The sequence below is a fragment of the Phycisphaeraceae bacterium genome, assembly GCA_020639155.1.
GTDB lineage: Bacteria > Planctomycetota > Phycisphaerae > Phycisphaerales > UBA1924 > JACKHF01.
The window spans coordinates 2,128,935-2,155,572 of the sequence record JACKHF010000001.1 but is presented as its reverse complement, the minus strand read 5'-3'; the positions used below and the strand labels follow the sequence as shown (position 1 = coordinate 2,155,572).

Here is a 26,638-nt window from a genome sequence, read left to right as displayed (position 1 = left end):
AGGACACGCTCCAGCCGCTTCGAAAGATGCGGCTGGGGTTTGTGCGTGCTGCTGATGCTGAGCACAACTGCATCAGCCCAGCAAGCGGCGTTCTACCCGATGGGAAGACAGTATCCTGTCAGCGAACCTGTTTCGTTTGATTATCCACTTCATGTTACAAATAATGGAACAGTTCTTGGCTTGTTGGCAACAACGAATCCTGCGCGCGATTTAGGTTACACTTGGACGCTCAATGGCGGACATGAACTTCTTCAAGGATTTGGAGCTAATGACATTGCTATTGTTGCATATGATGCTGACGCCACAGGAAACTACTTGGTTGGACAGGTCGTCAATACAATGAACAATCCTGTTATCTGGATTGACCGCAAGCCACACAATCTCATCGAACTCATGCCAAACCACCATGCTATTGCTACCAATATCACGCCCGACGGAACCACGATTATCGGCACATATATGATACTCCAGAGCGGGAACGAAATGTTCATGCTCAATGACTTAAAGCAGTTCGCTTTCCTTGGAGGCATCCCTGGAGGTACAGGGAGCATTACCGGTGGCGGTCCTGCTTCGTTGGGCGGCATATCGAACGACGGATTGATTGGCTTCGGGGCGGCACAAACTGCTTTGGGGCAGGAAGGCGCAATCTGGCGACGAGGAAATACTTGGGAAACTCTCGCTGACCTCTCGGGAGTACCACCGTATTTCGCAAGTTTTTCCGATTCTTCGGCAGATGGGCGTGTCGCGTGTGGACGTTCTCTCGATGCGAGCAACGCGATGCATAATATCCGCTGGACTCGTTTTCATGGATGGCAGGACCTCGGGCAAGGTGCTGGAATTCAAGCTATGTCCGATGATGGCTTCATTTTAGGTGACAAGCAGGATGCTTACGGTGCGGCAATCTGGAATCCACGTGATGGCTGGGTATCACTGCGAGAAATCCTTGAAGTTCAGCATGGCGTCTTCGTTAATTGGCTGAACTTAGGGTCTGTACTAGCAATCTCGGATAACGGTGAGTACATCGCTGGACTTGGCAGCAATGAGAGTAACGAGCTAGAAGCGTTTCTTGCGAAGCTACCAGCGTTCTGTTACGCCGATTGCAACGCCGACAAGGAACTGGATATCTGGGACTACCTGTGCTTCATCGACGAGTACAACAAGCAGAGCATCTATGCCAACTGCGACAACGACGGAAGAATGAATATCTTCGACTTTATCTGCTTCGGCAACAAGTTCGCTGAAGGATGCCCGTGAATCATTGTTCCTTCAAAGGCAGGACACGCTCCAGCCGCTTCGAAAGATGCGGCTGGGGCTTGTGCGTGCTGCTGATGCTGAGCACAACTGCATCAGCCCAGCAAGCTTCTCTCGTGCTTATGGACAACCTGCCGCCGTCTCTCAGCACTCTACAGTTTGGTTTTTTTACAGTCACCGATTCTGGAACTGCTGTTGGGACTTTTATCGATGCGAATCTAACTTCTGCGTCTGGTGTTACATGGTCACAACAAAAGGGATGGAATGTACTTCCGAAGCCCGGTGCTGATTGGATTGCCAGTGCGAATGGAACTTCGAGGGACGGGCGTTATATTTCTGGGTCTTTGGCAGCGCCGCCAAACTACACACCAAAGATGCCTGTGGCTTGGATTGATGGCGAAGGACCATTTCTCCTCTTTGAGACTCCACAGCCTTATGAAGAAGCAATTGCAACTGATGTCTCTGATGCTGAGTATGGCTATATATTTACGGGACAACTCATTGACAATGGTTCTGGTGCCGATGTCCCTTTTCTCTTTGATGGCAATACACTGAAAAACTTAGGGGGACCACCTGGCGCCCTCATAACTGGGCCAGCCGACGTGAATGTGCCATATACCATTCTTGGTAGTGCAGGAAATGTTTTGACTGGGGGACTCGAAGCTGTACGTTGGCGAGAAGGTATTGGGTGGGAGTTTCTCGGTGATCTCCCGGGATGTGGTTCTTTTAGCAGGATTCTTGGTTCCTCGGCTGACGGACGAGTTGGTGTTGGACAAACAACACCGGATTTCATATGTACTGTTGCATTTTCTCGCTGGACAGAATATCACGGATGGCAAGCATACCACATCCCGTCTGTTGTGGCTGGCGGTCGTACAGATATGGTCAGCGGTGATGGCTGGCGCGTCGTCGGTGTAACTGGGAACGCTGGGCCACCTCCTCTCCTCAACGGAGCAACTATCTGGGACCCGGTAAATGGTGCGCGGTATCTCCAGGATGTGCTCTTTGAGGAGTATGGCATCTCGACCGGAGAATGGCAGCTCTGGACCATCGACACGATCAGCTTCGATGGCACGATGATGGCGGGTATTGCTGCTCGCTGGACTGGAACGCAGCTTGAGTATCGACCCTTCTTTGCAACACTTCCCGCGTTCTGCTATGCGGATTGCAACGGCGATGATGAGCTCAATGTCCTCGATTACTTCTGCTTTGCTGAGCAGTTCAGCCAGAGAACCGTGTACGCCAACTGCGACAACGACGGAAGAATGAATATCTTCGACTTTATCTGCTTCGGCAACAAGTTCGCGGAAGGATGTCCGTGAAGAATCAAATCATGGCAAGCCTAACCTAACCATTACACCAAAGACCGCAACCAGTAAAGATGGAGTGGCCGCGGAGCGGTCCCTTATCAAGGAGTCACGTTTCAACCTTCCCTCTGTGTCTGCGCGTCTCCGTGGTTCATTCCCTCTCCTCCATCCCCAACCGCCCTGCAACGTCACAACCCGCACTACACTTGCCCGTGATTCTCGTCATTGACAACCACGATTCCTTCACATGGAACCTTGTGCACCGGCTTGCGGAGGTCGATCCGTCGTTGCGCATAGGCACCTCGCTCGTCGTTGTGCGAAACGACGAGATCGCAGCGGCTGACGTGCTGGCGATGCGCCACCGCGGTCTCTCCCACGTTGTTCTCTCACCCGGACCGTGCACGCCTGATGAAGCTGGCGCTTCCAACGACATCGTCCGTGCGTGTGCTGGAAAGATCAGCATCCTCGGCGTGTGTCTCGGGCATCAGTGCATCGGCGCGATCCATGGCATGCCCGTGCAGCAGTACGACGAGCCGGTTCACGGCATGACCAGCGAGATCGACCACGATGGCTCGGGCATCTTTGCTGATATCGAATCGCCCATGATCGTCGCGCGATACCACTCGCTGGCGATTGATGCGAGAGACGTGCCGGAACCAGACGAGCACGGAGCGTGGCGCGTCAACGCGTGGCTCGACCAGACGAACACCGACGGCTCGACGACACGCCTCGTCATGGGACTGGCTCGTGAGTGGAATGATCCAGACAAGCAGCCATTACTCGGAGTCCAGTTCCATCCCGAGAGCTTCATGACACCGTGCGGGCACGCACTGCTGGCGAACTTCCTGCGCATGGGCGACCAGCCTCGGAATGTCACACTGCCGATAGCCGATACGGTTCCAACACTCGAACATTGCACCCAGCAGGGATAATGTCAGCCATGATCCACCCCGCCCCGACCACGCAGATCGACCCCGCACTCGCCCGAGGCACGTTCGCAGGCACTGTGAACGCCACCGCGACACAGCCCGCCCTGGTCGTGATGACCTACCCCAACACCTCGTACCAGATGCATCTTGTCTGCGCGGCTGGTGTGAGCACGCCCGTCGGCAAGCGGTGTATCGGCACCATCCACGCGCAGGCGAAGCGCGTCGACGTGGTCCGCACCGGCGGCAAGTACATCGACCCCGTCATCGGCAAACCGCGGCGAATCCAGGGGCGCGTCGTCTCGACCGATCCGTCGCGCAACGTCGTCGTGATTGATGCGGGTGTGCCGTTCCACTGCACGCTCACCGATGCTCGCCAGCAGGCGAGCGATTTCAACCACGGTGATGTCGTCGCATGCGGACTCGCGGGGCACTCCACATTCACGCAGACAAACGGTTAGTTAAATCAGTTCCCATCGTCTAGGTCATCAGCTATTGGATCTTCGGACGAGTCTATTTCTGGAAGTAGTAGTTCCCTTGCCTCGTCTTCAATCTCTTTAGGCATCTTAAACTTGTCTTTCCCTTTTACAAGCTGCTGCTGCTCAAATCTTCGCATCATTGGAACCATGCGCGACTTGGCGCTACCGACAAATGCGTTGTAGCTAAATACAGCACTATCAAGCGATTTTCCGCAATCAACAAGATGCTTCATAGCGATTGTGACCCTTTCATAAAGATCCTTACCAAGCTCTTGCAGTTCATGCATATTTTCTGCAAGCTGCTTCTCGCGCCAACCAAGTGCAACCGCATTCAGAAGACAGATCAAGGAAGCCGGGCTTGCAAGTACCACATGCATATCTTGCGCTCGATCAATAAGATCAGGTTGTCGCCGCAATGCTGTGTCAAGAACCTGATCACCAGGAACAAACATTACCACATAATCAATTGATCCCTTTACGAGGTTCTCGTAAGACTTCTTAGACAAAGACTTGATCTGATCGGAAAAGTTCCTGTCAAACTGCTTCAGATGCTGCTCCTGCTCTTCAGGATCATCCGCATTTGCTGCATTCATATATCCGTCATAGTTAGCCTTTGCGTCAATAACGATCACTCGCTCATTGGGAAGACTGACAACTACATCGGGTCGAGCAGTTGTACGTTCACCCTGAACTGTGAACTGTTCTTTAAAATCACAGTAACTCTTTAAGCCTGCCTTCTCCAGCATTGTTCTTAACTGCACCTCACCGTACTTGCCCCGCACCTCTGGGCGGTACATGGCTTTAGTAAAGCGCTCAGTCTTGTCCCCCAGTTGCAGTGTTGCCGCGATCTGATGCTCAAGCTGTTGAGCAATTTGAGATTCCCCTTTGATACGTGCCTCGTCAAACGTCTTGATCCTGTCTTCGTTCTTCTTCAACAGATCAAGAAATGCCTTCTCACGTTTTACTAGCTCTGTGCCAGCCAACTTCGATTGCACATCATGATGCTCAGCTAGTGCTTTTCGAGAGTTGTCAAGAACTTCGCCAGCAAGAGCACGGAACCGTTGGGTCAGTTGCTCGTTCATTTTCTCAATATCTGCTTTTAGTTGCTCGCGCTCTCGTTGAGCTGACTCTAAGTCCTTTGCACTGAGATCCTGAATGCGCTGCACTTCGTTTCTACGTTCAGCCTTTTCGGTCGCCAGCTGCCGTTCCAGATCGACTTTCGCACCCTCACTCTGCTGCTGTCGAGAAACCAGTTCCTTCAGTTCGACTTCGCGACTTGCAAGAGCTGACTTTGCAGCACTTAGAACTTCATCGCTGCGGGCAAGATTTTCTCTCGCCTTAGCACGATCGAGCATCAGCCACACGCTCACGCCAAGCAATACGAGCGCGATCACACCAAAGACAATCGAGAGCGGGTCCATCCAGCATCATAGAGCCCGCACGAACGAAACCCGTCCATTCTCAGCCCGTCTCTCATTGATCTGACAGTTCTTTGAAGCAATCCTGCGCCTGCCAAACTGACACTTCCTAGCTGGATTCGTGCGTCTTGATACCCATCCATCCCAGCAGACCACCGCACTTCCTGTCGGTTCTGCCTCGTTTTCGTCAAAACACAGGCGAATTTGGCCCCTGTTCAACTACCCGTGTGCGATCATTGGAAGCCCTTCGAAATCAAACAGGCACGCCGGTTGCAGATTCCGATGGCATGGTGGCCATTGGTCCACAGTCAGGCGAGCAGTTCTCTGCCCACAATGGGCACAGTTGCCCCGTGCCCGGACCAAACCAGACCCAGGGCATGATGCCGCGACTCAACCTGCTGCTGACCTACACCGGCTGGCGTTCCGACTCGTGGGCTGACGCGCTCCCGCAACTGCTCGCGCCGATGGGTGTGCGAGCCTTGCGAGCCCATTGTGGTGACCAGGCAGCACAACTGCTCGAACAGTCGCCCATCCATATCGCGATTGTCGACCTCGGGCTCCCCATGCACGAGCAGGGCGCGTCTGGTCATGTGCATACGGGCGGATTGAAGCTGCTGCGCTATCTGTCGCGCCTGCCGTCGCCGCCGCCAACCGTCATTGTGAAACAAGCACACTCGGCGCGCGACGATCGTCGCGAGGTCACCGAAGCGTTGCGCTCCGGCGCGTTCGCAGTCGTGGACCGCCCCACCACACCGACCGATACCGAGATTCTGCTGGAAGTGCTCCGCCGATGCCTGTCGCGTTATTACGCGGGGCGCTGGCCGGGAAGCTCGACAGCATAACGACATCACTCCCGGTCGGATCGCGCGTGCGTCGATCCGAACACCGGGCAGTGATCGACGCACGCAACACACTGGTTTTTCATTCGGAGAAAGACATCGATGGCAACGAAGACAGCAACCAAGGCAAAGATCAACGTCAAACCACTGCACGACAAGATCATCGTCATGCGTGACGAAGCCGAAACGAAGACAGAGAGCGGCATCTACCTGCCCGAGTCCAGCAAGGATCGTCCCAAGACCGGCGTGATCAAGGCTGTCGGCGATGGCGCGCTCAACAAAGAAACAGGCACGCGCGTCCCGTTGCAGGTCAACAAGGGCGATCGCGTCATCTTCTCCTCGTACGCAGGCACCGAGATCAAGCTCGACGGCGTTGAGATGCTCATCATGAGCGAGGACGACGTGCTCGCCATCATCGACGACTAATCACAAACACACATGACAGACAACGCGGACAACTCCACTCCCCAGCCCGAGCACACATCGCGCGAGAATCGCGATGTCTTCGGTTCGTGGCTGTGGATCGCGGGCGAGACAGAACCCCGCATTGTTCCGCTCGACACGGGCACGTACAGCGAGATCGTGACAGTCACGCGCTCGGCACCCGTGCCGACGTACGGCAGGACGCTCGCTCGCAGAGGTCGCAAGCCCGCCCCGTCACGCGTCATCCGTCATATCCCAACAGACAACGATTCAAACGCGAAGTAACACAACACATCTGCACTGCAGCGCAGTGTGAAGAAAAGGAAACGAAAGACAATGGCTCCCAAACAGATTGCATTCGATAACGACGCACGCGACCGCATCCTCAAAGGCGTGCAGAAACTCGCCAAAGCAGTGAAGGTCACGCTCGGCCCGTCCGGGCGCGTTGTTGTGCTTGAGAAGTCCTTCGGCGCTCCCACCGTCACCAAGGACGGCGTGTCCGTTGCCAAGGAGATCGAGCTCGACGATCCGTACGAGAACATGGGCGCGCAAATGGTCAAGGAAGTCGCATCAAAGTCCTCAAAGGACGCGGGCGACGGCACCACCACCGCGACCGTCTACGCCGAAGCGATCTTCCAGGAGGGTCTGAAGAACATCACCGCCGGCGCGAACGCAAACGCGGTCAAGCGCGGTATCGATCAGGCTGTTGTGGCAGTCACAAACGAACTGAAGAAGATGTCCAAGAAGGTCTCCGCGTCCAGCGAGATCGCGCAGGTCGGCACATGCAGCGCCAACCAGGACACACAGATCGGCGACATCATCGCGACCGCCATGGACAAGGTCGGCAAGGACGGCGTCATCACCGTCGAAGAGGGCAAGTCGCTCGAAACAGAGGTCGAACTCGTCGAGGGCATGCAGTTCGACAAGGGCTACCTCTCGCCGCACTTTGTCACCAATGTCTCGGACATGGAAGCGGAACTCACAGACGCGTACGTGCTCGTCCACGAGAAAAAACTCTCCAACGCGCGCGACATGCTCCCCATCCTCGGCAAGGTCGCTGAGTCCGGCAAGTCACTGCTCATCGTCGCAGAAGACATCGACTCTGAAGCGCTCACAACACTCGTCGTCAACAAGATCCGCGGCACACTCAAGGTCGTCGCGGTGAAGGCACCCGGGTTCGGCGATCGTCGCAAGGAGATGCTCCAGGACATCGCGATCCTCACCGGCGCGACAGCTGTCATGGAAGAGCTCGGCCTGAACATCGAGACACTCGAGCTCAAGGATCTCGGTCGCGCCAAGAAGATCGTCGTCGACAAGGACAACACGACCGTCATCGAGGGCGCTGGCAAGGCGTCCGACATCAAGGGCCGGATCGACATGATCCGCGCACAGGTCGCAGCATCAACATCCGACTACGACCGTGAGAAGCTCGAAGAGCGTCTCGCCAAACTCGCCGGCGGCGTTGCGCAGATCAACGTCGGCGCTGCGACCGAGGTCGAGATGAAGGAGAAGAAGGCCCGCGTCGAGGACGCACTCCACGCATGCCGCGCTGCGGTCGAGGAGGGCATCCTGCCCGGCGGCGGCGTTGCTGTCCTCCGCGCACGCAAGGCGCTCGACACGCTCCGCAACAAGCTCGTCGGCGACGAGCGCACCGGCGTTGACATCGTCTTCCGCGCACTGGCTGCACCGATCCGCCAGATCGCGGTTAACTGCGGGCTCGACGGCTCGCTCGTCGGCGCACAGATCGAAGCCAGCAAGGACACCAACTACGGGTTCAACGCGCTCACGCACGAGTACGGCGATCTCGTGAAGATGGGCGTGATCGTGCCGACGAAGGTCGAGCGCGTCGCGCTGCAGAACGCCGCGTCGATCTCCGGGTTGCTCCTGACCATCGATGCTGCGATCGTCGAGATCAAGGACGAGAAGAAGACCGCCGGCGCAGGCGCGGGCATGGACGATATGGATTATTGAGGCAGGCTCTGCCTGATCGGCAGAATTTGAATCACACTACAGTATTCAAACTGTTGTGCGGGAGGGGACATTAATGTCCTCCCCGCACTTTTTGCATTCATGTGGATGATTTCTTCACTTTATTGCGTATCTCTTCAAGAGATCCCGACTGCATTAGATATCGTGGAAGGATATTTTCAGATCGAACTGGATTAAGCATTGAGCATGTAAGCCAAGACAAAAAATCATACAGGAGATGATCATTCTTAATCATAATCCATCCTGTGGCAGGATTGCCAGTCGAATCAACATAGCAAAAGTTTCCGCGCCCATCCATCATGTTCACCCACATCCCAACTCCACGAACAACAATTGCATCAAACATGTTGTTTGATAGAGTTATGTCATTAACCACTGTTTCACGTAATACCTCCGCAATCCGATTTGGCGACATTTTACATTCTAATGCAATAAGAAAATACGGCGCATTATGACCATACCTTGACAGATCGCTATGCGAAGCTCTCACCATCGTCCCATGACCAGGTTGGGCCTTCAATCGCTTAAAATTTCCTGACGCAGCCACAGCAGAGGCTAAATTTTCTGCCGTTAACACACTTTTTACTTCACCTGCCGCGCGGACTCCTTCGATAAAAAACAATCCAGGTTGCTCTAGGGGGAAAATTAGTGGATGATCATCACTAATTATGACTACATCAGTCTGATTAGATCTATGCCCTTCGTTATCAACTACCTCACCATGCCCAACGCTCATGCTTCTTGGTAAATATGTAGCTAAAAATTTTCGGACTGCCGCCTCAACTGAAAATCCCTTGTCACCTGGGTGCGTAAAGGCTGCTCTGGCTATTTTGAGTTGATGTGCCATTTCTGCTTCTGCTGCAGAAACGAGATCTTGCAAAGGGGATACATGTTCTTCACTCATTACGAAATGATTTTACACCCCTTTAGCAGCCATCTCCTACTCACAGTCGCCTATCAGTTCCGCTCACATCGAATACACAACTATTCCCCCATGCCCCACCGTCCCCCATCCAGCAACCGGCGTCACCGCATCACTCAATATGGACTGGCGCCGTTTGTGTGTCTGGCGTGTCAGTATTCGTTCAAGCGACCGAGCCTGCATCTCGGTGCACGCCGGCCGTGCCCGCGCTGCTGCGCGCCCGCGATCGAGCTGCCAGATCCCGTGTGATGCGTCTTTTCCCGGTTTTCAACGCCCAGGGATTGCAATCCCTGGGCTTGCTGCGTTCGTATCGGGTCGCATCCACACACTCGCGCCGCGAGACGCGTGATCCGCGATGTATTTCTGCGCGTTCTCAAAGTGCGCCTTGTTTGTGATGGGCAGGCATCGAAACCGAACCGCCCACACGCCACCCGGGCTGACGAGGTTCGCTCGCGAGAGCGCTCTTGCACTCTCCTTTTTCGCGATACCAATCCAGCGTCGTGGATTGTGATCCGGAACCCGTGCGAGCACATGGAAGTGATGGTCATCGACGCACAACACCGCGACCTCGATTGTGTGATGGTGCAATGCCTCAACCATCCGCGCACACGCAACATCCTGCGCAGCTTGTGTGAGGACAACCGGCTCACGTTTCATGATCTGCTTTGAGTACGCACGCTCCTTTGCGTACTTCTCGACCGGGGGCGGGTTGTGATAATCTCCCTCGACATGCTCGCGATGACGACGGGAGCGCCAACCTCGCTCGTCACCACGCACCCACGTCCCGAACGTGTTTCCGTTGCAGTGGTACCAGTCGTTCCAGGGAGGTGTCACAGCAGGACTGTAGACAGAACCATACCGACCCAGGGATTGCAATCCCTGGGCGTTGATCGTCACTGTTCGCGCAGAAGTTGCGTGTTACATTCCCGATCCGGACGTGGTGCTGGCGCCCGCTCTCATGTCTGATATCGATTGGACCGGTCCTCGTGGTGAGAGTTTCTCGCGCACGAGCCGGTTCTGCGTTCGTGCTCATGTCTCGTTCTGCATCATCCACATTCCCGAAGTCACTCAATGAAGCGAGGGACTGGATCGAGAAGTACAAGGATCAGGCGATCCATCCGGCTGATCTTGGGTGATGCGCATTTGCACACACGGAACTTGTTTCCGCACGTCTGCGAATACACTCGTGTCGTGGATGGGACACAGACAACCGGGCAAGAGTGCGAACAGAGTGCGCGGACATCGTGCTGGCGATGCGGGTACTCATTCGCTGGACTGACATCTGACGTGTGCCCCGAGTGCGGGCTGGCGACAGACACGCCCCAACCATCTGAGATCGACGACATATTCGCGAAGCTGCCGTGGGAGAGCATTGGGTCACTCTTATGCGCGGCGTTTCTGTTTCTGCTGCTGCCACATCTCGGCGGCAACGCAGCCCGCGCTCCTGACTATGCATCGACTGTCAAAGCGTGGATGTGGGTCATCGTGCCGATCGCGCTGGGCATGGGATTCGCGCTGGGCGGCTGGCGCCACGGCGGCATCTTCGGCAGGTCTATCGCACTCGCAAGCGGAGGGACCATCCTCTTCATCGCAAGCGTGGTTGTCATGATGTGGTCCGGCGGGAAACTCTGAGTTTCTGCGATCAACGCACAGGGATTGCAATCCCCGGGTGTTGAAACTCTTTGTCTTCACATTTCGCGCAGAAGTTGCGTGATCTGCGCCCGATTCGGACGTGGCGCTGACGCCCGCTCTCATGTCTGATATCGATTGGACCGATCCTCGTGGTGAGAGTTTCTCGCGCACGGGCCGGTTCTGCGTTCGTGCTCATGTCTCGTTCTGCATCATCCACATACACGGAGACACGCCATGAGGCACCACCTGTCCTTCGCTGTTGCAGCACTTGTGGCAACGGGCGCTCTGGGTGACCCGATCACGTTCACGCACTCGGGCACGGCTGCTGGCACGCTCGACAACGTGGCGTTTCCAGAGAGCGCGTTCACGATCACAGCAACGGGGCAAACCAATCGTCGCATTGATCTGCCATTCAACGCTGGATGGTTCGTCCATCACGACTGGGCGCAGATCGAGATCGACGGTCTTGGCACGTACACGTTCACAACCCCCACGCGCACGTTCGTGAACAATGATCTCGCGATTGTCGGGTTCTCGCGCGCGGGGCCGCTCCCCTTCGATCTCTTCAACGGTCCGGGCAACAACGTGCTTGCATCGTGGGAGATGCTGACATCGATTGAGTTGCTGACCGGCACCGGACACACGCTGCAGTGGAGTCTTCTCGGCGCTCCGAACATCGTCACAAGCGCGGGCATACTCAGGTTAACCGATAGTGCGTCGGTCGCAACATTCGGCGCAACAGTGATTCCATCGCCATCAACATGTGCGATGCTTGCGACAGGTTCGATCGTGCTGTGCCGGCGCCGTCGCAAGGTTCATTCCAGCTGACACTGCTGAGCAGGGTGTCTGATATACGAGTCAGTACGAGAAAGAAAGCCCGGGGATTGCGGTCCCCGGGCTTGTGCATTTGACGCGGTGTTGTTTGAATGCTTAGTTTGCGTGGAATTCGGGGTGCATGTCGAGCGCCTTTGCGACAAACGCCCACTCGTCAGCAACCTCCTCAATCACTTTAGAGATCGGCTTGCCCGAACCATGCCCCGCGTCTGTTTCAACACGGATCAGGATCGGATTTGCGCACTCCTGCGCGTGCTGCAGCGCCGAAGTGAACTTGAACGAGTGCCACGGGACGACGCGATCATCGCGATCGGCTGTTGTCACCAGTGTCGGCGGATAGCATGTGCCCTCCCGCACGTTGTGCAGCGGGGAGTATGCGTAGAGCGCGTGGAACTCGTCCTCGTTCTCGCTCAGACCGTAATCTGTTGACCACGCACGCGCGATTGTCGGCGTGTGGTACCGGAGCATGTCGAGCACGCCAACCGCGGGCAGGCAGCAACCGAAGAGATCTGGACGCTGTGTCATGCACGCGCCCACAAGCAGCCCACCGTTGGAACCGCCCTGGATCGCGAGCTTGTCCGGGCGTGTGTATCCGTTGGCGATCAGCCATTCGGCAGCCGAGATGAAGTCGTCGAACACGTTTTGCTTGTTCAGCTTGGTGCCAGCCTCGTGCCACGATTCGCCGTACTCGCCGCCGCCACGCAGGTTCGGGACCGCGTAGACACCCCCCATCTCAAGCCAGAGGACGCGGGATGTGCTGAACCCGGGTGTCAGCGAAACATTGAACCCGCCATACCCGTACAGCAGTGTCGGGTTTGCGCCGTTGAGCACGATGTCCTTGCGATGCACGAGGAACATCGGCACCCGAGTGCCGTCCTTGCTTGAGTAGAACACCTGATTGACCACATACTTGTCGAGATCAACATCAATCTCCGGCTTGCGGAAGAGCGAGACTTCGCCGGTCTGCACGTTATAGGTGTAAGCCGTGCGCGGACTGGTGTAACTGGAGAACTCAAACGATGTCTCCGGATCATTGTCGCGACCCCCGAATCCACTGGCTGTACCGATGCCGGGCAGCGCCACGTCGCGAACAAAGCTGCCGTCCTTCTCAAACACCCTGACAACAGACTTGGCATCCTTCAGGTAGCGGACGATCAGTCGGCCACCAACAAACGCTGCGCTGTCGATCGCTTCAGCACCTTCAGGGACAACATCGCGCCACAGCGATGGGTCCGTGCCAGCATTGGACTGGTTGACATCGATCGCAACAACACGCCAGTTTGGCGCATCCTTTGTCGTCAGGAAGAAGAAGGTCGAGCCATCGTTATCAAGGAAGTCATACTGCGCATCCCACTCGTCAAACAAGCGCACAACAGACGCGCGGTCATCGGTCAGCGACTTGTAATGGATGGCGTTTGCGTTGAATCCCTCGTGTACCTGGATAATGAGATAATCACCGTCCTCCGTCACACCTGCGTACGGTCCACGACGGGGGTGTGACGGGAGTTCATAGATCATCCTGTCGTTGCTCTGCGGCGTGCCAAGTGTGTGGTAGTAGACCTTCAGGTTCTCGTTTGTGCTGGAGAGATCAGTCCCGCCCTCGGACGGATACCGGCTGTAGTAGAACCCGGCATTGTCCTTCGACCAGCTCACACCGGAAAACTTGATGAACTCGAGTACGTCGCTGGTATCCTCGCCCGACTCGATATCGTGCACGTACCACGTGCGCCAGTCGGAGCCGCCGATCTGCTTCGAATACGCAATGTATCTGCCATCATCACTGACCTCGGTTCCGCCGAGCGCAACCGTGCCATCATCGCTAAATGTGTTTGGATCAATGAGCAGCCGCGCGTCGCCATCAAGCGAATCCATCACGAACAACTGGTTCTGGTTCATCAGCCCGGAGTTGTACGAGTAGAAGTACCGCCCGCCAGACTTGCCTGGCGCTGAGTACCGCTCGTAGTTGATCAGCTTCTCGTACTGATCACGGATCTCTTCTCGGTACGGCAGGCTTGCAAGATATGGGAGCGAGATCGAGTTCTGATCTGCGATCCAGTTGTCGACATCCACGGATTCGAGGTCCTCCATCCACTGATACGGCGAGGGCACCTCCACACCGAAGTACACATTGTTCGTTGTAGCCCGGTATGTGGGTGGATATTGCACCGCATCCATCCGGCCCATCACACCTGTGTCATTGATGGCGGTTCCATCGTGCGATGAAATCACACACCCTGCGAATGTACTCAGCAGCGCACCCAACGATGCGCATATCGACACTCGGCACATGCTGCCCTGTTTGCTCGCCAATACTGCGTGCATTGAACACCTCCTGTTGTCTGTTCTATCTCGATCGGGCGTGCGTTTGTTCCCGTTGGCACGCGAGACGGCTCAATGACAACCAGCTTCCAGTTGCCATCGGCGAATGAAGTTGTCTGCCCCGAACGAATGGCGAGGGGGGGACTCGAACCCCCGACCTCCGGGTTATGAATCCAGCGCTCTAAACCAGCTGAGCTACCTCGCCGCAAAGAAGGAATCTGAAACCTGAGTTGCGATCGTATTCACAATCGCAGCATTTGCAACGGAGAGAGTGGGATTCGAACCCACGGTGACGCAAGCGCCACACCGGTTTTCGAGACCGGCCCATTCAACCGCTCTGGCATCTCTCCAACAGATTCACTGACTGCAATGCTCCATGACATTGCATGCCTGTCCCCACCAGATGATTCGGACAAAGAGCCACAGAACCGGCTCCAATGGGCCGCAATCCTAAGCACCCAGTTTCAGATCGGCGACATCGGTGTTTGAATCAGTTGGGCTGTCCAGCACAGATCTCAGCAACTCGTGCGAGAATTTCATCAGGTTCCGCCATCCGCCCCTCGCCATCGGTCCTGCATGCCTGCCAGCCGGAGTCAGGACCGACAAACACAAATCCGTCGGCCTTGAGTGTCTCCACGTTCCGCTTCGTGGATGCCTGCCCCCACATCGCGGCGTTCATCGCTGGCGCGAGCAGGATGGGTGTCCGTTTCAGATCAACCGCTGAAAGGACAAGACACACTGGATCGCTCGCATGTCCATGCGCGAGTCGTGCAAGACAGTCCATTGTGCAAGGTGCCACAATCGCGACATCAACTGAGCGAGCCAGCGACACATGCTGCGGATCGAGCCTGCCATCATCACGAACGCTCACATGCTCAAACACATCAGTTATGACTGGCTTTGCAGACAGCGCCTGAAATGTGAGAGGACCAACGAACCGCTGAGCAGCATCGGTCATCGCAACCGTCACGTCAGCACCTGCTTGTGCGAGTCTGCTCACAACATGGCAGATCTTGTACGCACTGATACCGCCGCACACACCAACAAATACGTGTTTGTGCATGCAGGATGACAGATCAACAGCCGGGCTGGCTTCTGATCCGGAAGTGTCGTTGTGCCGATGTGCCATCATTGCTGCCACTGCCGGTTGGATGCAGCGCGTGTGATGATGTGACGCGTCAGAGCAGCGCTACCGTGTCCGACAACTCGAGTTCGTCGGCACTGTCATCGCCGGTGGCGTACTCGATGTCGATCAAACCCTGCTCGATCTCGTCAACAACAATTTGCAGGTCGGATCGACCGTTGCGCTCGACCATGGGGCGTGCGCCGTCAAGAAGTTCCTCAAGCCGGCGCTGGATCAGCGCGCAGAGCTTGAATCGACCACCGACCTTGTCGACAACTTCGTTGCTCTTGAGAGCTTCGATCATTGCGTTGATACCTCACTGTACGTTGGTGCTCGCACAAACCGACCCGTGGTCCAGCGAGCATCTGAGCCTTGACTATAGTCCACGCAAACGCGCGTGTCCTGCCGAAATCCGTCACACACCCCACTTCGACCCAGAATGACAAACACCGAACCCAGAAAGTTGTTCCAGGTCGGAGACAGAGTCCGCCATCAGTCAATGCCCGAATGGGGTACGGGGACGGTGGCAAAGGCCGAGCGTGTGACAGTTCAAGAGAAAGCCTGCCAGCGTCTCCAAATCCGGTTTGATAGAGGTGGGTTGAAAACCGTGGCGACCGCCATCGCGCCCATAGTCTCAGCCGACGACCCGGACACAACACTCCAACCAAGAGCCATGGAGGGAGACGGTTCTAAGGTTGCCCTCCCTGCCTGGCTTGAAAACGCTACAGAGGACGATGTCCGGGCCCGATTCGGGCGATTGCCGGAGAAGATTACGGACCGGCGAGTGCCAGTTGCCGAGCGATTCCAGGCTTGCCTCGGGTTGTTCCGCTGGACCACCGAACCAAGGTCACTTGTTGACTGGGCAGCTGTCCAGACCGGCCTTCCTGAGCCTCTGGCAGTATTCACTCGTGGACAGCTCGAAAACTACTTCGAGAAGTACCGTCTCAACCGGGATTCGGCACTGCGGCAGATCGTGGAGATCGGAAAACGCGAATGCCATCCTGAGATGGTGAAAATCCTTGCAGCAGTTGACCGTCAGACCCAGTTGGCTGTACAACGGGCACTCAAAGCCACGTCCAAATAACTTGTCTTGCCTCCCTTTCTGCGTGGTTTTCCTTATTAGAGCTGCGCAGGCTCTGTCACATGGTCCGGTTGGATGGGCATCGGCTTCACAGAATGTGAACGAATCAAACCCAAACGCTGGCACTTTTGTGAGGCTGGGGTAGGTTCATCGTGTCTGGCGTGTGCCGCGAGTCCCACGCCCATCCGCTGGACGTATCCATCGAAAGAGATGACAGGAGAGAGAAATGACAGAGAATGAGTTCCAGGCACGTCTCGAAGAGCTTGTCGGCAAGATCGACACCCTCGACCCAAAGGATCAGGATCGACTCCGCAAACTCGCGGAAGAGACCAAGGCCCGCCACAATCGGATGAAAAAATCCGTTGCTGAACTCCAGGAATCACTCGACTACCTCCGCGTCAGCGTGAAATACCTTGTCTTCGATCTGGAAGCAACCCGCCGCGAAAACCAGTACCTTCGCAAGCTGATTGATACCACGGAAGAGAACTGAAGACGTTTCTCCCGCCTCATCGCCCGAATCCCTCGGCACGTGCAGGCATATCTATCGCAGCAAAGCACCCACAAGCGTCCGATCAACCATCGGACGCTCGTGTTTTTAGAGGACACTGGATCCGTCTCAAGAGGTAGCCGATCCACATGCACGGGTGTATCGTTTGCTCCTCACGCGGGCATCCGCGTGTTTCCGTTTTCAGCCGGTCCTGCGATCCGGCTGACCACCATTGGAGAGGTGGCTGAGTGGTTGAAGGCGCACGGCTGGAATCCGTGTTTACGAGGTAACTTGTAACGTGGGTTCGAATCCCACCCTCTCCGTTGAAAAACGCCCCAGCATCTCTGGGGCGTTTTTTGTATATTGCGTGCCAGCGTTTGTGACAGTTGGTTTACTTTGGATCCAATGATCCGAATGTGGTCGTTGAGCCGTCCTTGAAAGTCACAACTGCTTTGACAGTTGGCATCTCCGGATCTGTCACCACGCGGGCTTCATACCCGCGGCGGAACTCGCCCCATCGATCAGACACACTGAACTGGCGCGTGCTCTCGCCTTCACGCCATGTGTACGTCACGTGATCGATACGAATCATGTCCTTTTCAGGGCCATCAATGTACGCCACCCATTCGTTCGGCGACTTGCTTCCTGACGTTGCAGTTGGCCTGTCCTTGCGCATGACAAGGGATTCTGTCACATGTGACTTCCAGTCATCCTCGCCTTGCTTCGGACCAATCAGGACAACGCTGTTCTCAACCGCATCGCCGTCCCGTGTCGGATACGGCTGGACTTTCAGATTGCCGGGCTGTGTTCTGATTCGAACAGAGCCAGGCGGCCATGCATGCACATTATCGAAGAAGTAGTATCCAAACCCACCCTTCCAGTATGTGCGTTGCGCAAGATATGGCCACCAATCAGCGGTTGGAGTCAGTGTTGCTTCCCATTGTCCATCGCCCCAGTACCGTTGCTCTACGTCCACAGTGAGCGTGGTTTTCTCGTTCGGAAGCTTGACAATGTAATCGTACGAGTTGCCCGATGCAAAGGTCACAGTAATCTTGATGTCATGTGGTGTTGCGTCCGGCGCAGTGTACGTGAAGTGCATTGGGTCCGGAACCGCACCCTCACTGTATGAATAGTCTTTGTCCTGATCTTCCCCGGGCGCATCCATTACGATGTGACGAACTGCTTTCCGTGAGTTCTCCCAGCCATCAACGATAATCATGTACCTGCGTGTATCTCCAGTTGCAAGCTGGCGGAATGCATCAATCCGAACTGGAGAGTCACTGCGTGGAGCATTGGTATGTGCAACATTACTGATTGTCTGCGTTGTGCCGTTTTCAAACGTCACTTCTGCTGTCACAAGCTGTGGTTCTTTCAGATAGAAGTGCGTCCATGTGCCCGGGTCACGCTCAAATGCCTGCGTCTTCGCGCCGCTGACAAGAGAGGTAAACAAGTACTCCACCTTTGTCGGCTTTGATGGCATTCTCGCATAGTCCTGCTGCAACTCCAGCCTGACATCCCACTGCGGCTCCTTCTTGTCGTCATACGCATAGAACTTTTCTCGCACGGACAATCGCATTGCAGGTCTGCGATCACCAACAGACATCGCAGAAACAGGAACTGTGATGTACTCCTGAAATCCGAGGTAGTCGTGGAGCACCGCTGTCAACTCGAAAGGCTTGTCGAACGAGCTGTTGAACTGAAATGCTTCCGGCCACATCACCCAGTTCACAGGATGGACTGTTTTTTCCCGACGCTCTCCAACTGTGTGGTACCAGTCAACGGAATGAATCTGGCGGGAGCGGTAATACGGGCCTTCAAGCGAGATGGTGTACTCGTACAGGAGATGGGGGTCCTGTAGAATCTTCAGCTTGTCACGTTTTTCAACGGCTAGTTTGAACCCCAATACATCGTTCACAGCCGACGTGCGTGTATGCTGTTTCTTGAGTTCCAGTTCGGCACCATCCGTAAAAACAACTGTGGCTGCAAGATCAACGAATGATTCACTCCACGTCGTCGAACGCACAAACCGCCCGGTTCCATCCGCAGGCACGACAACAGGCGACCACTCGGGATGGTTCAGTTCCCGATACCGGACTTCCTTGATGCCGTCAACTGTCTCGCGATCACCGATGATCTCGTACCGGATCGCGTAGCTCGCACCGCCGTTGTTCCCTTGATACCAATCGGTGACAGCAAGCTCCATGCGCAACGGGTTGCTGTACTTTGTGTCATCTGCCAATGTCACCCACTCGTTGAATGTCTGTGTGGTTCCGTTCTCGAACTCGACTGTTGCGTGCAGACGAAAATCTCTGTGGGTTTCGAGAAAGACTTGATAGTTGTCAAAGGTCTGGTATCCAAGCAACGCATCGGGTGCGATGTGCGCATCAACCTCGTACAGCACTCGTTTCACATCAAACTGACGCTGCTTGGGATAGTCGAGCGACAGTCGCACCGCGTAGAGCGGCTCACCAGACGTATGCACTCCTGCAAGATGTTTCTCGACATCGATATGGAAGAAGTCCTCAATCGGATCCTTGAACTTGCCGGGATGACCCTTCACCACCTTGATGCCGCCATCGTTATAGTGAATCTCAGCCGACACCTCGTTTGGCACATTGGCAAATCCAAACGCGTGTTCTTCAGCCGGTGGGCCATTAAACCCGTCATTCACCTGCACCGGATCGCGCCAGTTCATGTTGCCAACGTTCCAGACGACCTTCACAATGTCCATGCGCTGCTCAAGCGGATAGTCGAGCTTCGCTTCCCATTCCCACGTTGCCTTGTTGTTGACAAGATTTCCAAAGTAGTCGTCATGGAAGTAGATCGTCGCATCACGAAAATCCGCCTTCGGATTCGGGCCGACAAGTTCGCCTGAGATCTTCCTGCGAGTGCCGTCCTTCATGTGCAGGGTGGCATCGATCTTCAGTGGATTCAGGACTGTTCCCGCAATGATTGCAAATCGCATCTCAGATATGTCTGACGTGTAGGACTCTGCTTTGTTGAACTCGTTGGTCCACGCCCACTCGACTTTCTCAATATCAGTCAGCGCTTCACGCTGTCCCTGCACCTGCGCAGTAAAGATGTAGACATACTTCTCAAGATCGGGGTCGTATCTGACAATGTCGGAGTGGCCTTTCACATGAAGCGTTTTGAGATCCTTCGGCGCGGGCTTTGGCACTCCATCGGTACCGATTGTCACAGGCTCTTCAACATCGAGAAGCGTACAAGCCCAGTTGCAGAACACCATGCCGTCTGCTTCGATACGAATGTCGTCGAACAACTCATACGCGACCCATGCATAGCCGTGCCAGGCCCAGTCAGTACCCCATGAGTTCTGAACAAGAAAACACCCGCGCTGGTCGTCGTACCCGACGATGACCATAGCGTGCTTGCCGTGCGGCTGCCCTGGTTTTCTGTTTTTGCTGTCCGCAGTGAACAGTGTTGGCGTGTACTCTTCAAATCGCCCCGACAGAAATGCCGGCCCCACATGGGCGCCGAACACAACAACCTCGCGCCGCTGCAGCGCACGCCGAATGCCTATACGGCTGTCAACCAGCATGGCGTCATAGACCGGAAAGGCCTTGGCCTCTGCCTTCGCCCTTTCAGACGGCTGAGATGAATAATCCCCCGGTCTGTACGGCTCTGTCGCGAGTGTCGCAGCACCTTTGTCAGCCATCAGAATTGTTGCCTGGATGAAGTTCGAGCCCTCATCAACACCTTTGTTGATCTGGTTGTACACAAATCGGGGAGAGAAGATGCGAGAGGGTGCATCCGGTTTCCAGTTCTGATCACGAGCTTCGGCATACGTCTTTGCGCCGTATGCCATCGCCCACGCTGTGCAGTCATTCATTAACTGCTCACCGACCGGTGGCATCCAGCGACGAAGATCAACCGAGGGCTGCTCGATCAACTCAATCTCTGAAGGTACAAACTTCGTCAGCGTGTCCAGTTCCTCACGTGTCGGGTCGATGCTGCCCGTCTGTGAGAAGGTCGAACTCGTACAAAGCGCGAGTGTGACAAGAGCAATCCATGCAGTCTTCATCTTCTTTATCATTACTGTACCGAATCGTCATTTCGGACCATGCGTCCGCAGCAAAGACAATGAGCACGCTGCCAAAGCTCCATGTTGTTCTCATAAACACGTGCCGGATTGGATTTCCGGACCAGAAACAACGCAGCCATCACAGGGCAACCCTGATCGCTCACCAATGTGGATGCGAGGGTACTCATGGTTCGGCATGATGATTCGAGTTGCGTGTACAGTTACATGGCTGTTGCATCATGATTCGTGCTGCACAACACCTGCACGTGCGCGACTCACCCAAGCGCATATCCCCCGTCGTCGCGAAGCACAGACTCAGTAAGGATCTCAACTTCGAGCTTTCATATTGGGTCAAGACGCCGCTCCATACTGGAGCAACTCACCATGATTCGATCAACCCAAGCAGGTTGCTCATCGTCGTTGTCTGCTACCATCAGCACAATGCCAGCATCCGAACGATCACGCACACTCCGCCCCACTCCTGATGGCCACGCGCAGGTTCGTCGGGCGCACTCATCGGAGCTGACCGAGGATTATGTTGAAGCAATCCACGACATTATCGAATCGAGGACGGTGTGCAAACTCGTCGATCTTGCGAGGCATTTCGGTGTGAGCCACGTCACCGTCAACAAGGCGATAGGGAGGCTCGTGCGTGATGGCTTGGTCCGGACTATGCCGTACAAACCGGTGGAGTTGACACCGAAGGGCCAAAAGATGGCCCAGCACGCACGGGAACGCCACGAAACAGTCGTCAGATTCCTGCTGGCGCTCGGTGTTGACACAAAGACCGCCCAGATTGATGCAGAAGGGATCGAGCACCACGTGAGCCCGAAAACGCTTCGAGCCATGGAACGTTTCGTCAAAGCTGCTGACAAATAGCCGTTTCCAGTCTTTACCCGCACTTTCGCTTAGCTCTGGTGTGCCTTGACTCGATACCAACTCAAGTGTAGCCTTGGCTACATTTTTGAAGGCACAATCGCCCAAGGACAAGCATCATGTCAGCACGACTAGCCACCGTTCTCGCCACAATTCTGTGTGCCCTGTGCTCGCTTTGTGCTTTGATGAGTATTGCTGCATGCACGAAGCGCCCGAGCAGCCCAATCACCACGTCCAGCAACGCCATTCGCATTGTTTGTACAACTGGTATGGTTGCCGACATTGTCCAGAACATCGCAGGCGAGCACGCGACCGTGCATGCACTGATGGGAGCTGGTGTCGATCCGCATCTGTACAAGCCAACACGTGCCGACATCCAGCAGATTATGGATGCCGACATTGTCTTTACGAACGGGTTGCTGCTCGAAGGAAAGATGGCGGAGACATTCCAGAATGCGTCAAACGCAGGAAAAGCAGTTGTTGCGCTCGGTGAAACTCTGCCACATGCGGAACTGCGATCGCCCGCAGAGTTTGAGGGACATCCCGATCCACATGTGTGGATGTCACCGAGGCTATGGAGTGCAGTTGTTGAAGCTGCGCGTAACAGTCTGAAGCAACACGACCCAGCGCATGCTGATGAGTACGACGCGAACACCGCAGTCTATCTTGCTTCGATCGATGAACTGCATACATACGCAGCACAGGCTGTGCTCACCATCCCGGAATCACAGCGAGTACTTGTAACAGCACACGACGCGTTCGGATACTTTGGGCGGGAGTACAACATCGACGTTGTTGGAATCCAGGGAATCAGCACAGAATCCGAGGCTGGCGTTCGCGACATTGAACGCCTTGTATCGCTACTGGTCGAAAAGAAGGTTCCTGCTGTGTTCGTCGAGTCCACAGTCTCCGATCGCAATATCCGCGCGCTGATCGACGGTGCGAAGGCACAGGGACAAACCGTCTCCATTGGTGGAACGTTGTTCAGCGATGCCATGGGCACATCGGGCACGTACGAGGGGACCTACATCGGCATGATCGATCACAACGTGACGACGATCGTGCACGCACTCGGCGGGAATGTCCCCGAACACGGTCTGCACGGCACACTCTCGGAGAATGCCCGGTGAAAACAGAGATGCCACACGCGGGCCACGAAACAGAACACGCACCGACTGATGCGCCTGTCCACAGCATGCTTGCTGATCGGCCGGAACACTCAGCCAGCAGCCCGCTCTCTATCCACGCGATGACAGTCGCATACAACCGCAAACCGGTGCTGTGGGATGTCGATCTCGATATCCCTGCTGGAACACTCTCAGCAATTGTGGGACCGAACGGCGCAGGAAAGAGCACACTCATCAAAGCGTGCCTCGGGCTTGTCCCGCGTGCTGCTGGTCGCGTCGAGTTCTGGGGGCAGTCATACGACACCGCACGTCATCGCATCGGATACGTCCCCCAGCGGGAGAGCGTTGACTGGGACTTTCCGGTATCGGCGCTCGATGTTGTGTGCATGGGAATGTACGGGAAGATCGGCTGGTTCCGGCGTGTCAGAAAGTCACACAAGGAGCACGGGCAACGGTGTCTCGATCGGGTCGGCATGGGAGCCTTTGCAAAGCGTCAGATCAGCCAGCTTTCCGGCGGACAACAACAGCGTGTGTTTCTCGCCCGCGCCCTGGCGCAAGAGTCCGATCTCTACTTCATGGACGAACCCTTCGCTGGCGTTGATGCTGCAACCGAACGTGCCATCATCGAAGTGTTGCGCGAGATCCGCTCCTCTGGCCGCACAGTGCTTTGTGTCCACCACGATCTCCAGACTGTGCCAACATACTTCGACATCGCTGTGCTTATGAACATGCGTGTCGTTGCTGCAGGGCCAGTTGACGAGGTGTTTACCGAAGAGAATCTCCGCAAGACATATGGCGGCAGGCTGACGCTGCTCGCTGAAGCGAGCGAAGCCGTTGCACGACTCGGTGGCGCACGATGATCTGGAACGCACTGACATTCCAGGCAGGCTTCAACACAACTGTTGTTGTGCTTGCAGCAATGCTGATTGGTCTCGCTGCGGGGTTGATTGGTTCGCTCGCTTTGCTGCGCAAGCGTGCCCTCATGGCGGACGCACTCAGCCATGCGTCTCTGCCGGGGGTTGCTGGTGCGTTCATTCTCATGAACCTGCTCGGGTTTTCTGGAAAGAATCTGTCCGTGCTCCTTGTCGGTGCTGCGATCACGGGTGTTCTTGCGATCCTGAGTGTGCAGGGGCTCGTTCGGAAGACCCGCCTTCGCGAGGACGCTGCGATCGGCATTGTGCTGAGCGTCTCGTTCGGTGTTGGCATTGTGCTTCTCAGCATCATCCAGTCCATGCCACAGGGCACACAGGGTGGACTCGGCACATTTATCTATGGGCAAACCGCTGCGATGCGAACACGCGATGCCATCTTCATGGGATGCATCGCATTCGTTGCGATTGTTGCAACACTGCTGCTGCTCAAGGAGTTTGCAGTTGTCTGCTTCAACGATGAGTTTGCCAAAGTAACGGGCTGGCCTGTCACGATCATCGATGTTGCGATGATGGCTCTTGTCGTGCTGGTGACTGTTGCTGGGTTGCAGGCCGTTGGCTTGCTTCTCATCGTTGCGCTGCTCATCATCCCCCCCACCGCTGCACGATTCTGGACAAACAGGCTCTCACGATTTGTCGCTGTATCGGGCATCTTCGGTGCAATGAGCGGATATCTCGGCGCGGTCACAAGCGCATCCGCAGCCGGATTGCCAGCTGGCGCGGTCATCGTGCTCACCTCGGGCGTCATCTTTACGATCAGCCTTCTCTTAGCACCAAAGCGCGGCATGATTGCGGGTATTGTGCAGCATCAATCACTCCGCATCAAGCTCAGCATTGACCATCTTGTAGAAGCGCTGCTTGAGCTTCAGACAAACGCACACTCTTCAAAGCTGTCATCCATATCCGACATTGCTCACCACCTTGGCTGGACGCACGGGAAGGCATGGCGGGTTGCCCTCTGCGCAAGGATCGCTTCGCTGATCAAATCCACCGGCAACACACACGCTCTGACGGAAAAAGGACATCGGCATGCCCTGCGCATTGCACGCAACCACAGGCTGTGGGAGCAGTATCTGATCTCGTACGCAGATATCGCACCATCGCACGTCGACTGGTCAGTCGATCAGGTTGAGCACGTGCTTTCGGAAGAGCTCGTGCAACGACTGGAAGGTGCGCTCGCACAGCGAGGGATCATCGTGCCTTCACTCGCGAGCATCGGAGCAGGCACATCATGATGCCCGACCTGATCCATCGCTTTGTCGTGACCGATCTCGTGCCAATGCTGACAGCCTTGTTCGTTGCGATCACGTGCGCTCTGCTCGGCAGTTTTCTTGTCCTGCGCAGGCAGAGCATGATGGGAGACGCGATCTCCCACTCTGTTTTGCCGGGTCTTGCTGCGTCCTTCCTGCTTCTGGGAACGCGAAGCTCAACAGCAATGCTTGTTGGTGCAGCAATCGCCGGTGTTGGCACGGTGCTCCTGATCGAGATCGTCAAGCGGTTTGGAAAAGTCGAGCCCGGCGCAGCGATGGGTGTTGTCTTCTCTGTACTCTTCGCGCTCGGTGTCGTGCTGATCGAGGTTGGTGCGCGGGATGTTGACCTCGACCCGGACTGCGTGCTGCACGGCGTGCTGGAAGGGCTCGCATGGTGGGGCGCACCAAAGGAATGGAGCGGGTATTTCTCCATCACAACATATACCAGCGCAACAACAGGCATTCCGAGGCAACTCCCGACTGCACTAGTCGTGATGGTACTTATTTCAGGTGTTATCGTGCTCGCATTCAAGGAGCTGCGCATCGCGAGCTTTGATCCTGGACTCGCCAGCAGCTTGGAATTTCGTGCTGGCGCGATCAACGCTGTGCTCATGATTCTCGTCGCGATCGCAACCGTTGCTTCCTTCGAAGCTGTCGGATCCATACTTGTCATTGCCCTGCTTATCTGCCCCGCAGCAAGCGCACGAATACTGACAGATCGGTTGCACGTCCACGTGATATTGAGCGTGCTGATCGCTGCAATAACGTCTGTTGCTGGATACGCGTTTGCCTCGTGGATTGCGCCACACATCGGCTTTCCCAACGGCATCAGCACCGCGGGCACGATCGCGGTGACATCGGGTGTTGCGCTTGGACTCGCGGTTGTGTTCTCACCAACGCACGGACTGGTTGGACAGATGCGTGCTCAGCGTGCGGTGCAGGAGCGTGTGCTTGTTGAGAATCTCATCGGGACGCTCTATCGCATTGCAGAATCGAGTGCGGCAACATCCGAAGTGCCGCGCACGTCGTCAGAGTTGCAGTCGTTCTCTGACCGTGTTTACAAGCACGCCAGCGCACAGCACCTTGTCACACTGACACAGGCAACCGTCTCGCTGACGGATGCAGGTCGAAAGCAAGCTGCAGAACTGGTACGCAGGCACAGGCTCTGGGAAACGTATCTCGTGGAAGAGGCCGGACTCCGTCCGGATCATGTCCATGAAACAGCCGAACAACTTGAGCACGCCCGCCGCAGACGAGGCACCACTATCGAACCCGAGATCAAGCGGGAGACCGATCCGCACGGTAAACCGATCCCATCAGCCGACCGATAGCCTGCGAGAACGCACGCATTGTGCAAATCGTGTACTATGTGTGACACACCTGC

Annotated in this window: 24 protein-coding genes and 3 tRNA genes; 18 read left to right on the top strand and 9 right to left on the bottom strand. The window is 55.7% G+C overall.

Going from position 1 to position 26,638, the window contains the following annotated elements:
• The first annotated feature begins 45 nt into the window (after nucleotides 1–45).
• The 4 genes from H6815_09080 to H6815_09065 all read left to right on the top strand — a co-directional run bounded on the left by H6815_09080 (nucleotide 46) and on the right by H6815_09065 (nucleotide 3,945).
• Nucleotides 46–1,254: a hypothetical protein gene (locus tag H6815_09080; GenBank protein MCB9860592.1), complete on the top strand. Its 1,209-nt coding sequence runs from the start codon at nucleotides 46–48 to the stop codon at nucleotides 1,252–1,254.
• Between the two features lie 371 nt (nucleotides 1,255–1,625).
• Nucleotides 1,626–2,573, top strand: coding sequence for a hypothetical protein (locus H6815_09075; protein ID MCB9860591.1), 948 nt, complete (start codon nucleotides 1,626–1,628; stop codon nucleotides 2,571–2,573).
• A 197-nt stretch (nucleotides 2,574–2,770) separates the two neighbouring features.
• Complete coding sequence (locus tag H6815_09070) at nucleotides 2,771–3,490, top strand: aminodeoxychorismate/anthranilate synthase component II (protein MCB9860590.1); 720 nt, start codon at nucleotides 2,771–2,773, stop codon at nucleotides 3,488–3,490.
• Nucleotides 3,491–3,498: 8 nt separating this feature from the next.
• On the top strand, nucleotides 3,499–3,945 hold the full coding sequence (locus tag H6815_09065; GenBank protein ID MCB9860589.1) for a hypothetical protein: 447 nt from the start codon (nucleotides 3,499–3,501) through the stop codon (nucleotides 3,943–3,945).
• A gap of 5 nt (nucleotides 3,946–3,950) precedes the next feature.
• On the opposite strand, the gene rmuC is transcribed toward H6815_09065, so the two are convergent.
• Nucleotides 3,951–5,384 carry a DNA recombination protein RmuC gene (gene rmuC / locus H6815_09060; GenBank protein ID MCB9860588.1) on the bottom strand — a complete coding sequence of 478 codons (1,434 nt, stop codon included), beginning with the start codon at nucleotides 5,382–5,384 and terminating at the stop codon, nucleotides 3,951–3,953.
• 224 nt (nucleotides 5,385–5,608) lie between these two features.
• On the opposite strand from rmuC, the gene H6815_09055 reads away from it, so the two are divergent.
• From H6815_09055 to groL, 4 genes are all read left to right on the top strand, one after another.
• Nucleotides 5,609–6,223 carry a response regulator gene (locus H6815_09055; protein ID MCB9860587.1) on the top strand — a complete coding sequence of 205 codons (615 nt, stop codon included), beginning with the start codon at nucleotides 5,609–5,611 and terminating at the stop codon, nucleotides 6,221–6,223.
• A gap of 99 nt (nucleotides 6,224–6,322) precedes the next feature.
• On the top strand, nucleotides 6,323–6,646 hold the full coding sequence (locus H6815_09050; GenBank protein ID MCB9860586.1) for a co-chaperone GroES: 324 nt from the start codon (nucleotides 6,323–6,325) through the stop codon (nucleotides 6,644–6,646).
• Nucleotides 6,647–6,658: 12 nt separating this feature from the next.
• Nucleotides 6,659–6,928, top strand: a complete 270-nt coding sequence (locus H6815_09045) for a hypothetical protein (protein MCB9860585.1) — start codon at nucleotides 6,659–6,661, stop codon at nucleotides 6,926–6,928.
• 51 nt (nucleotides 6,929–6,979) lie between these two features.
• The gene (groL, locus tag H6815_09040; protein ID MCB9860584.1) at nucleotides 6,980–8,614 is read left to right on the top strand and encodes a chaperonin GroEL; all 1,635 of its coding nucleotides are present in this window, start codon (nucleotides 6,980–6,982) and stop codon (nucleotides 8,612–8,614) included.
• Nucleotides 8,615–8,711: 97 nt separating this feature from the next.
• Here the strand turns inward: groL and H6815_09035 are convergent, their stop codons facing one another.
• Nucleotides 8,712–9,536, bottom strand: coding sequence for a hypothetical protein (locus H6815_09035; protein ID MCB9860583.1), 825 nt, complete (start codon nucleotides 9,534–9,536; stop codon nucleotides 8,712–8,714).
• A 285-nt stretch (nucleotides 9,537–9,821) separates the two neighbouring features.
• Nucleotides 9,822–10,388, bottom strand: coding sequence for a transposase (locus tag H6815_09030; GenBank protein ID MCB9860582.1), 567 nt, complete (start codon nucleotides 10,386–10,388; stop codon nucleotides 9,822–9,824).
• Between the two features lie 357 nt (nucleotides 10,389–10,745).
• Between H6815_09030 and H6815_09025 the strand changes: the two genes are divergently transcribed.
• Nucleotides 10,746–11,186 (top strand): hypothetical protein, encoded by a 441-nt coding sequence (locus H6815_09025; protein MCB9860581.1) that lies wholly within the window; start codon nucleotides 10,746–10,748, stop codon nucleotides 11,184–11,186.
• A gap of 234 nt (nucleotides 11,187–11,420) precedes the next feature.
• On the top strand, nucleotides 11,421–12,014 hold the full coding sequence (locus tag H6815_09020; protein MCB9860580.1) for a hypothetical protein: 594 nt from the start codon (nucleotides 11,421–11,423) through the stop codon (nucleotides 12,012–12,014).
• A gap of 102 nt (nucleotides 12,015–12,116) precedes the next feature.
• Here H6815_09020 and H6815_09015 read toward each other — a convergent pair whose 3' ends face one another.
• The 5 genes from H6815_09015 to H6815_08995 form a co-directional block, all read right to left on the bottom strand.
• Entirely contained in the window at nucleotides 12,117–14,204 is a 2,088-nt protein-coding gene (locus H6815_09015) for a S9 family peptidase (GenBank protein MCB9860579.1), read from the bottom strand.
• 265 nt (nucleotides 14,205–14,469) lie between these two features.
• Nucleotides 14,470–14,544, bottom strand: a tRNA-Met gene (locus H6815_09010).
• Between the two features lie 58 nt (nucleotides 14,545–14,602).
• Nucleotides 14,603–14,689 (bottom strand) — tRNA-Ser (locus H6815_09005).
• A gap of 140 nt (nucleotides 14,690–14,829) precedes the next feature.
• On the bottom strand, nucleotides 14,830–15,402 hold the full coding sequence (locus tag H6815_09000) for a phosphopantothenoylcysteine decarboxylase (protein ID MCB9860578.1): 573 nt from the start codon (nucleotides 15,400–15,402) through the stop codon (nucleotides 14,830–14,832).
• Between the two features lie 115 nt (nucleotides 15,403–15,517).
• A complete protein-coding gene (locus tag H6815_08995; GenBank protein MCB9860577.1) occupies nucleotides 15,518–15,766 on the bottom strand; it encodes a DNA-directed RNA polymerase subunit omega in 249 nt (82 codons plus the stop codon).
• Nucleotides 15,767–15,961: 195 nt separating this feature from the next.
• Between H6815_08995 and H6815_08990 the strand changes: the two genes are divergently transcribed.
• From H6815_08990 to H6815_08980, 3 genes are all read left to right on the top strand, one after another.
• Nucleotides 15,962–16,546 carry a hypothetical protein gene (locus tag H6815_08990; GenBank protein ID MCB9860576.1) on the top strand — a complete coding sequence of 195 codons (585 nt, stop codon included), beginning with the start codon at nucleotides 15,962–15,964 and terminating at the stop codon, nucleotides 16,544–16,546.
• Between the two features lie 223 nt (nucleotides 16,547–16,769).
• A complete protein-coding gene (locus H6815_08985) occupies nucleotides 16,770–17,033 on the top strand; it encodes a hypothetical protein (protein ID MCB9860575.1) in 264 nt (87 codons plus the stop codon).
• A gap of 231 nt (nucleotides 17,034–17,264) precedes the next feature.
• Nucleotides 17,265–17,353 (top strand) — tRNA-Ser (locus H6815_08980).
• 68 nt (nucleotides 17,354–17,421) lie between these two features.
• On the opposite strand, the gene H6815_08975 is transcribed toward H6815_08980, so the two are convergent.
• Nucleotides 17,422–21,072: a C1 family peptidase gene (locus tag H6815_08975; protein MCB9860574.1), complete on the bottom strand. Its 3,651-nt coding sequence runs from the start codon at nucleotides 21,070–21,072 to the stop codon at nucleotides 17,422–17,424.
• Nucleotides 21,073–21,513: 441 nt separating this feature from the next.
• Here H6815_08975 and mntR point away from each other — a divergent pair, with 441 nt between their 5' ends.
• The 5 genes from mntR (at nucleotide 21,514) to H6815_08950 (ending at nucleotide 26,585) form a co-directional block, all read left to right on the top strand.
• Nucleotides 21,514–21,951, top strand: coding sequence for a manganese-binding transcriptional regulator MntR (mntR, locus tag H6815_08970; protein ID MCB9860573.1), 438 nt, complete (start codon nucleotides 21,514–21,516; stop codon nucleotides 21,949–21,951).
• Between the two features lie 116 nt (nucleotides 21,952–22,067).
• Nucleotides 22,068–23,078 (top strand): zinc ABC transporter substrate-binding protein, encoded by a 1,011-nt coding sequence (locus H6815_08965; protein ID MCB9860572.1) that lies wholly within the window; start codon nucleotides 22,068–22,070, stop codon nucleotides 23,076–23,078.
• Between the two features lie 65 nt (nucleotides 23,079–23,143).
• On the top strand, nucleotides 23,144–23,935 hold the full coding sequence (locus tag H6815_08960) for a metal ABC transporter ATP-binding protein (protein ID MCB9860571.1): 792 nt from the start codon (nucleotides 23,144–23,146) through the stop codon (nucleotides 23,933–23,935).
• Entirely contained in the window at nucleotides 23,932–25,239 is a 1,308-nt protein-coding gene (locus H6815_08955) for a metal ABC transporter permease (protein MCB9860570.1), read from the top strand. Before H6815_08960 ends, H6815_08955 begins: the two co-directional genes overlap by 4 nt.
• Entirely contained in the window at nucleotides 25,236–26,585 is a 1,350-nt protein-coding gene (locus H6815_08950) for a metal ABC transporter permease (protein MCB9860569.1), read from the top strand. Before H6815_08955 ends, H6815_08950 begins: the two co-directional genes overlap by 4 nt.
• Nucleotides 26,586–26,638: the final 53 nt, after the last annotated feature.

What these genes read in the sequence shown, in the direction of transcription:
- H6815_09075 (MCB9860591.1), top strand. Translation starts at nt 1,626, where the DNA reads ATGCCTGTGGCTTGGATTGATGGCGAAGGACCATTTCTCCTCTTTGAG.
- H6815_09065 (MCB9860589.1), top strand. Translation starts at nt 3,499, where the DNA reads ATGATCCACCCCGCCCCGACCACGCAGATCGACCCCGCACTCGCCCGA.
- rmuC (MCB9860588.1), bottom strand. Translation starts at nt 5,384, where the DNA reads ATGGACCCGCTCTCGATTGTCTTTGGTGTGATCGCGCTCGTATTGCTT.
- H6815_09050 (MCB9860586.1), top strand. Translation starts at nt 6,323, where the DNA reads ATGGCAACGAAGACAGCAACCAAGGCAAAGATCAACGTCAAACCACTG.
- H6815_09045 (MCB9860585.1), top strand. Translation starts at nt 6,659, where the DNA reads ATGACAGACAACGCGGACAACTCCACTCCCCAGCCCGAGCACACATCG.
- groL (MCB9860584.1), top strand. Translation starts at nt 6,980, where the DNA reads ATGGCTCCCAAACAGATTGCATTCGATAACGACGCACGCGACCGCATC.
- H6815_09035 (MCB9860583.1), bottom strand. Translation starts at nt 9,536, where the DNA reads ATGAGTGAAGAACATGTATCCCCTTTGCAAGATCTCGTTTCTGCAGCA.
- H6815_09020 (MCB9860580.1), top strand. Translation starts at nt 11,421, where the DNA reads ATGAGGCACCACCTGTCCTTCGCTGTTGCAGCACTTGTGGCAACGGGC.
- H6815_09015 (MCB9860579.1), bottom strand. Translation starts at nt 14,204, where the DNA reads ATGGGCCGGATGGATGCGGTGCAATATCCACCCACATACCGGGCTACA.
- H6815_09000 (MCB9860578.1), bottom strand. Translation starts at nt 15,402, where the DNA reads ATGCACAAACACGTATTTGTTGGTGTGTGCGGCGGTATCAGTGCGTAC.
- H6815_08995 (MCB9860577.1), bottom strand. Translation starts at nt 15,766, where the DNA reads ATGATCGAAGCTCTCAAGAGCAACGAAGTTGTCGACAAGGTCGGTGGT.
- H6815_08990 (MCB9860576.1), top strand. Translation starts at nt 15,962, where the DNA reads ATGCCCGAATGGGGTACGGGGACGGTGGCAAAGGCCGAGCGTGTGACA.
- H6815_08985 (MCB9860575.1), top strand. Translation starts at nt 16,770, where the DNA reads ATGACAGAGAATGAGTTCCAGGCACGTCTCGAAGAGCTTGTCGGCAAG.
- H6815_08975 (MCB9860574.1), bottom strand. Translation starts at nt 21,072, where the DNA reads ATGAAGACTGCATGGATTGCTCTTGTCACACTCGCGCTTTGTACGAGT.
- mntR (MCB9860573.1), top strand. Translation starts at nt 21,514, where the DNA reads ATGCCAGCATCCGAACGATCACGCACACTCCGCCCCACTCCTGATGGC.
- H6815_08965 (MCB9860572.1), top strand. Translation starts at nt 22,068, where the DNA reads ATGTCAGCACGACTAGCCACCGTTCTCGCCACAATTCTGTGTGCCCTG.
- H6815_08960 (MCB9860571.1), top strand. Translation starts at nt 23,144, where the DNA reads ATGCTTGCTGATCGGCCGGAACACTCAGCCAGCAGCCCGCTCTCTATC.
- H6815_08955 (MCB9860570.1), top strand. Translation starts at nt 23,932, where the DNA reads ATGATCTGGAACGCACTGACATTCCAGGCAGGCTTCAACACAACTGTT.
- H6815_08950 (MCB9860569.1), top strand. Translation starts at nt 25,236, where the DNA reads ATGATGCCCGACCTGATCCATCGCTTTGTCGTGACCGATCTCGTGCCA.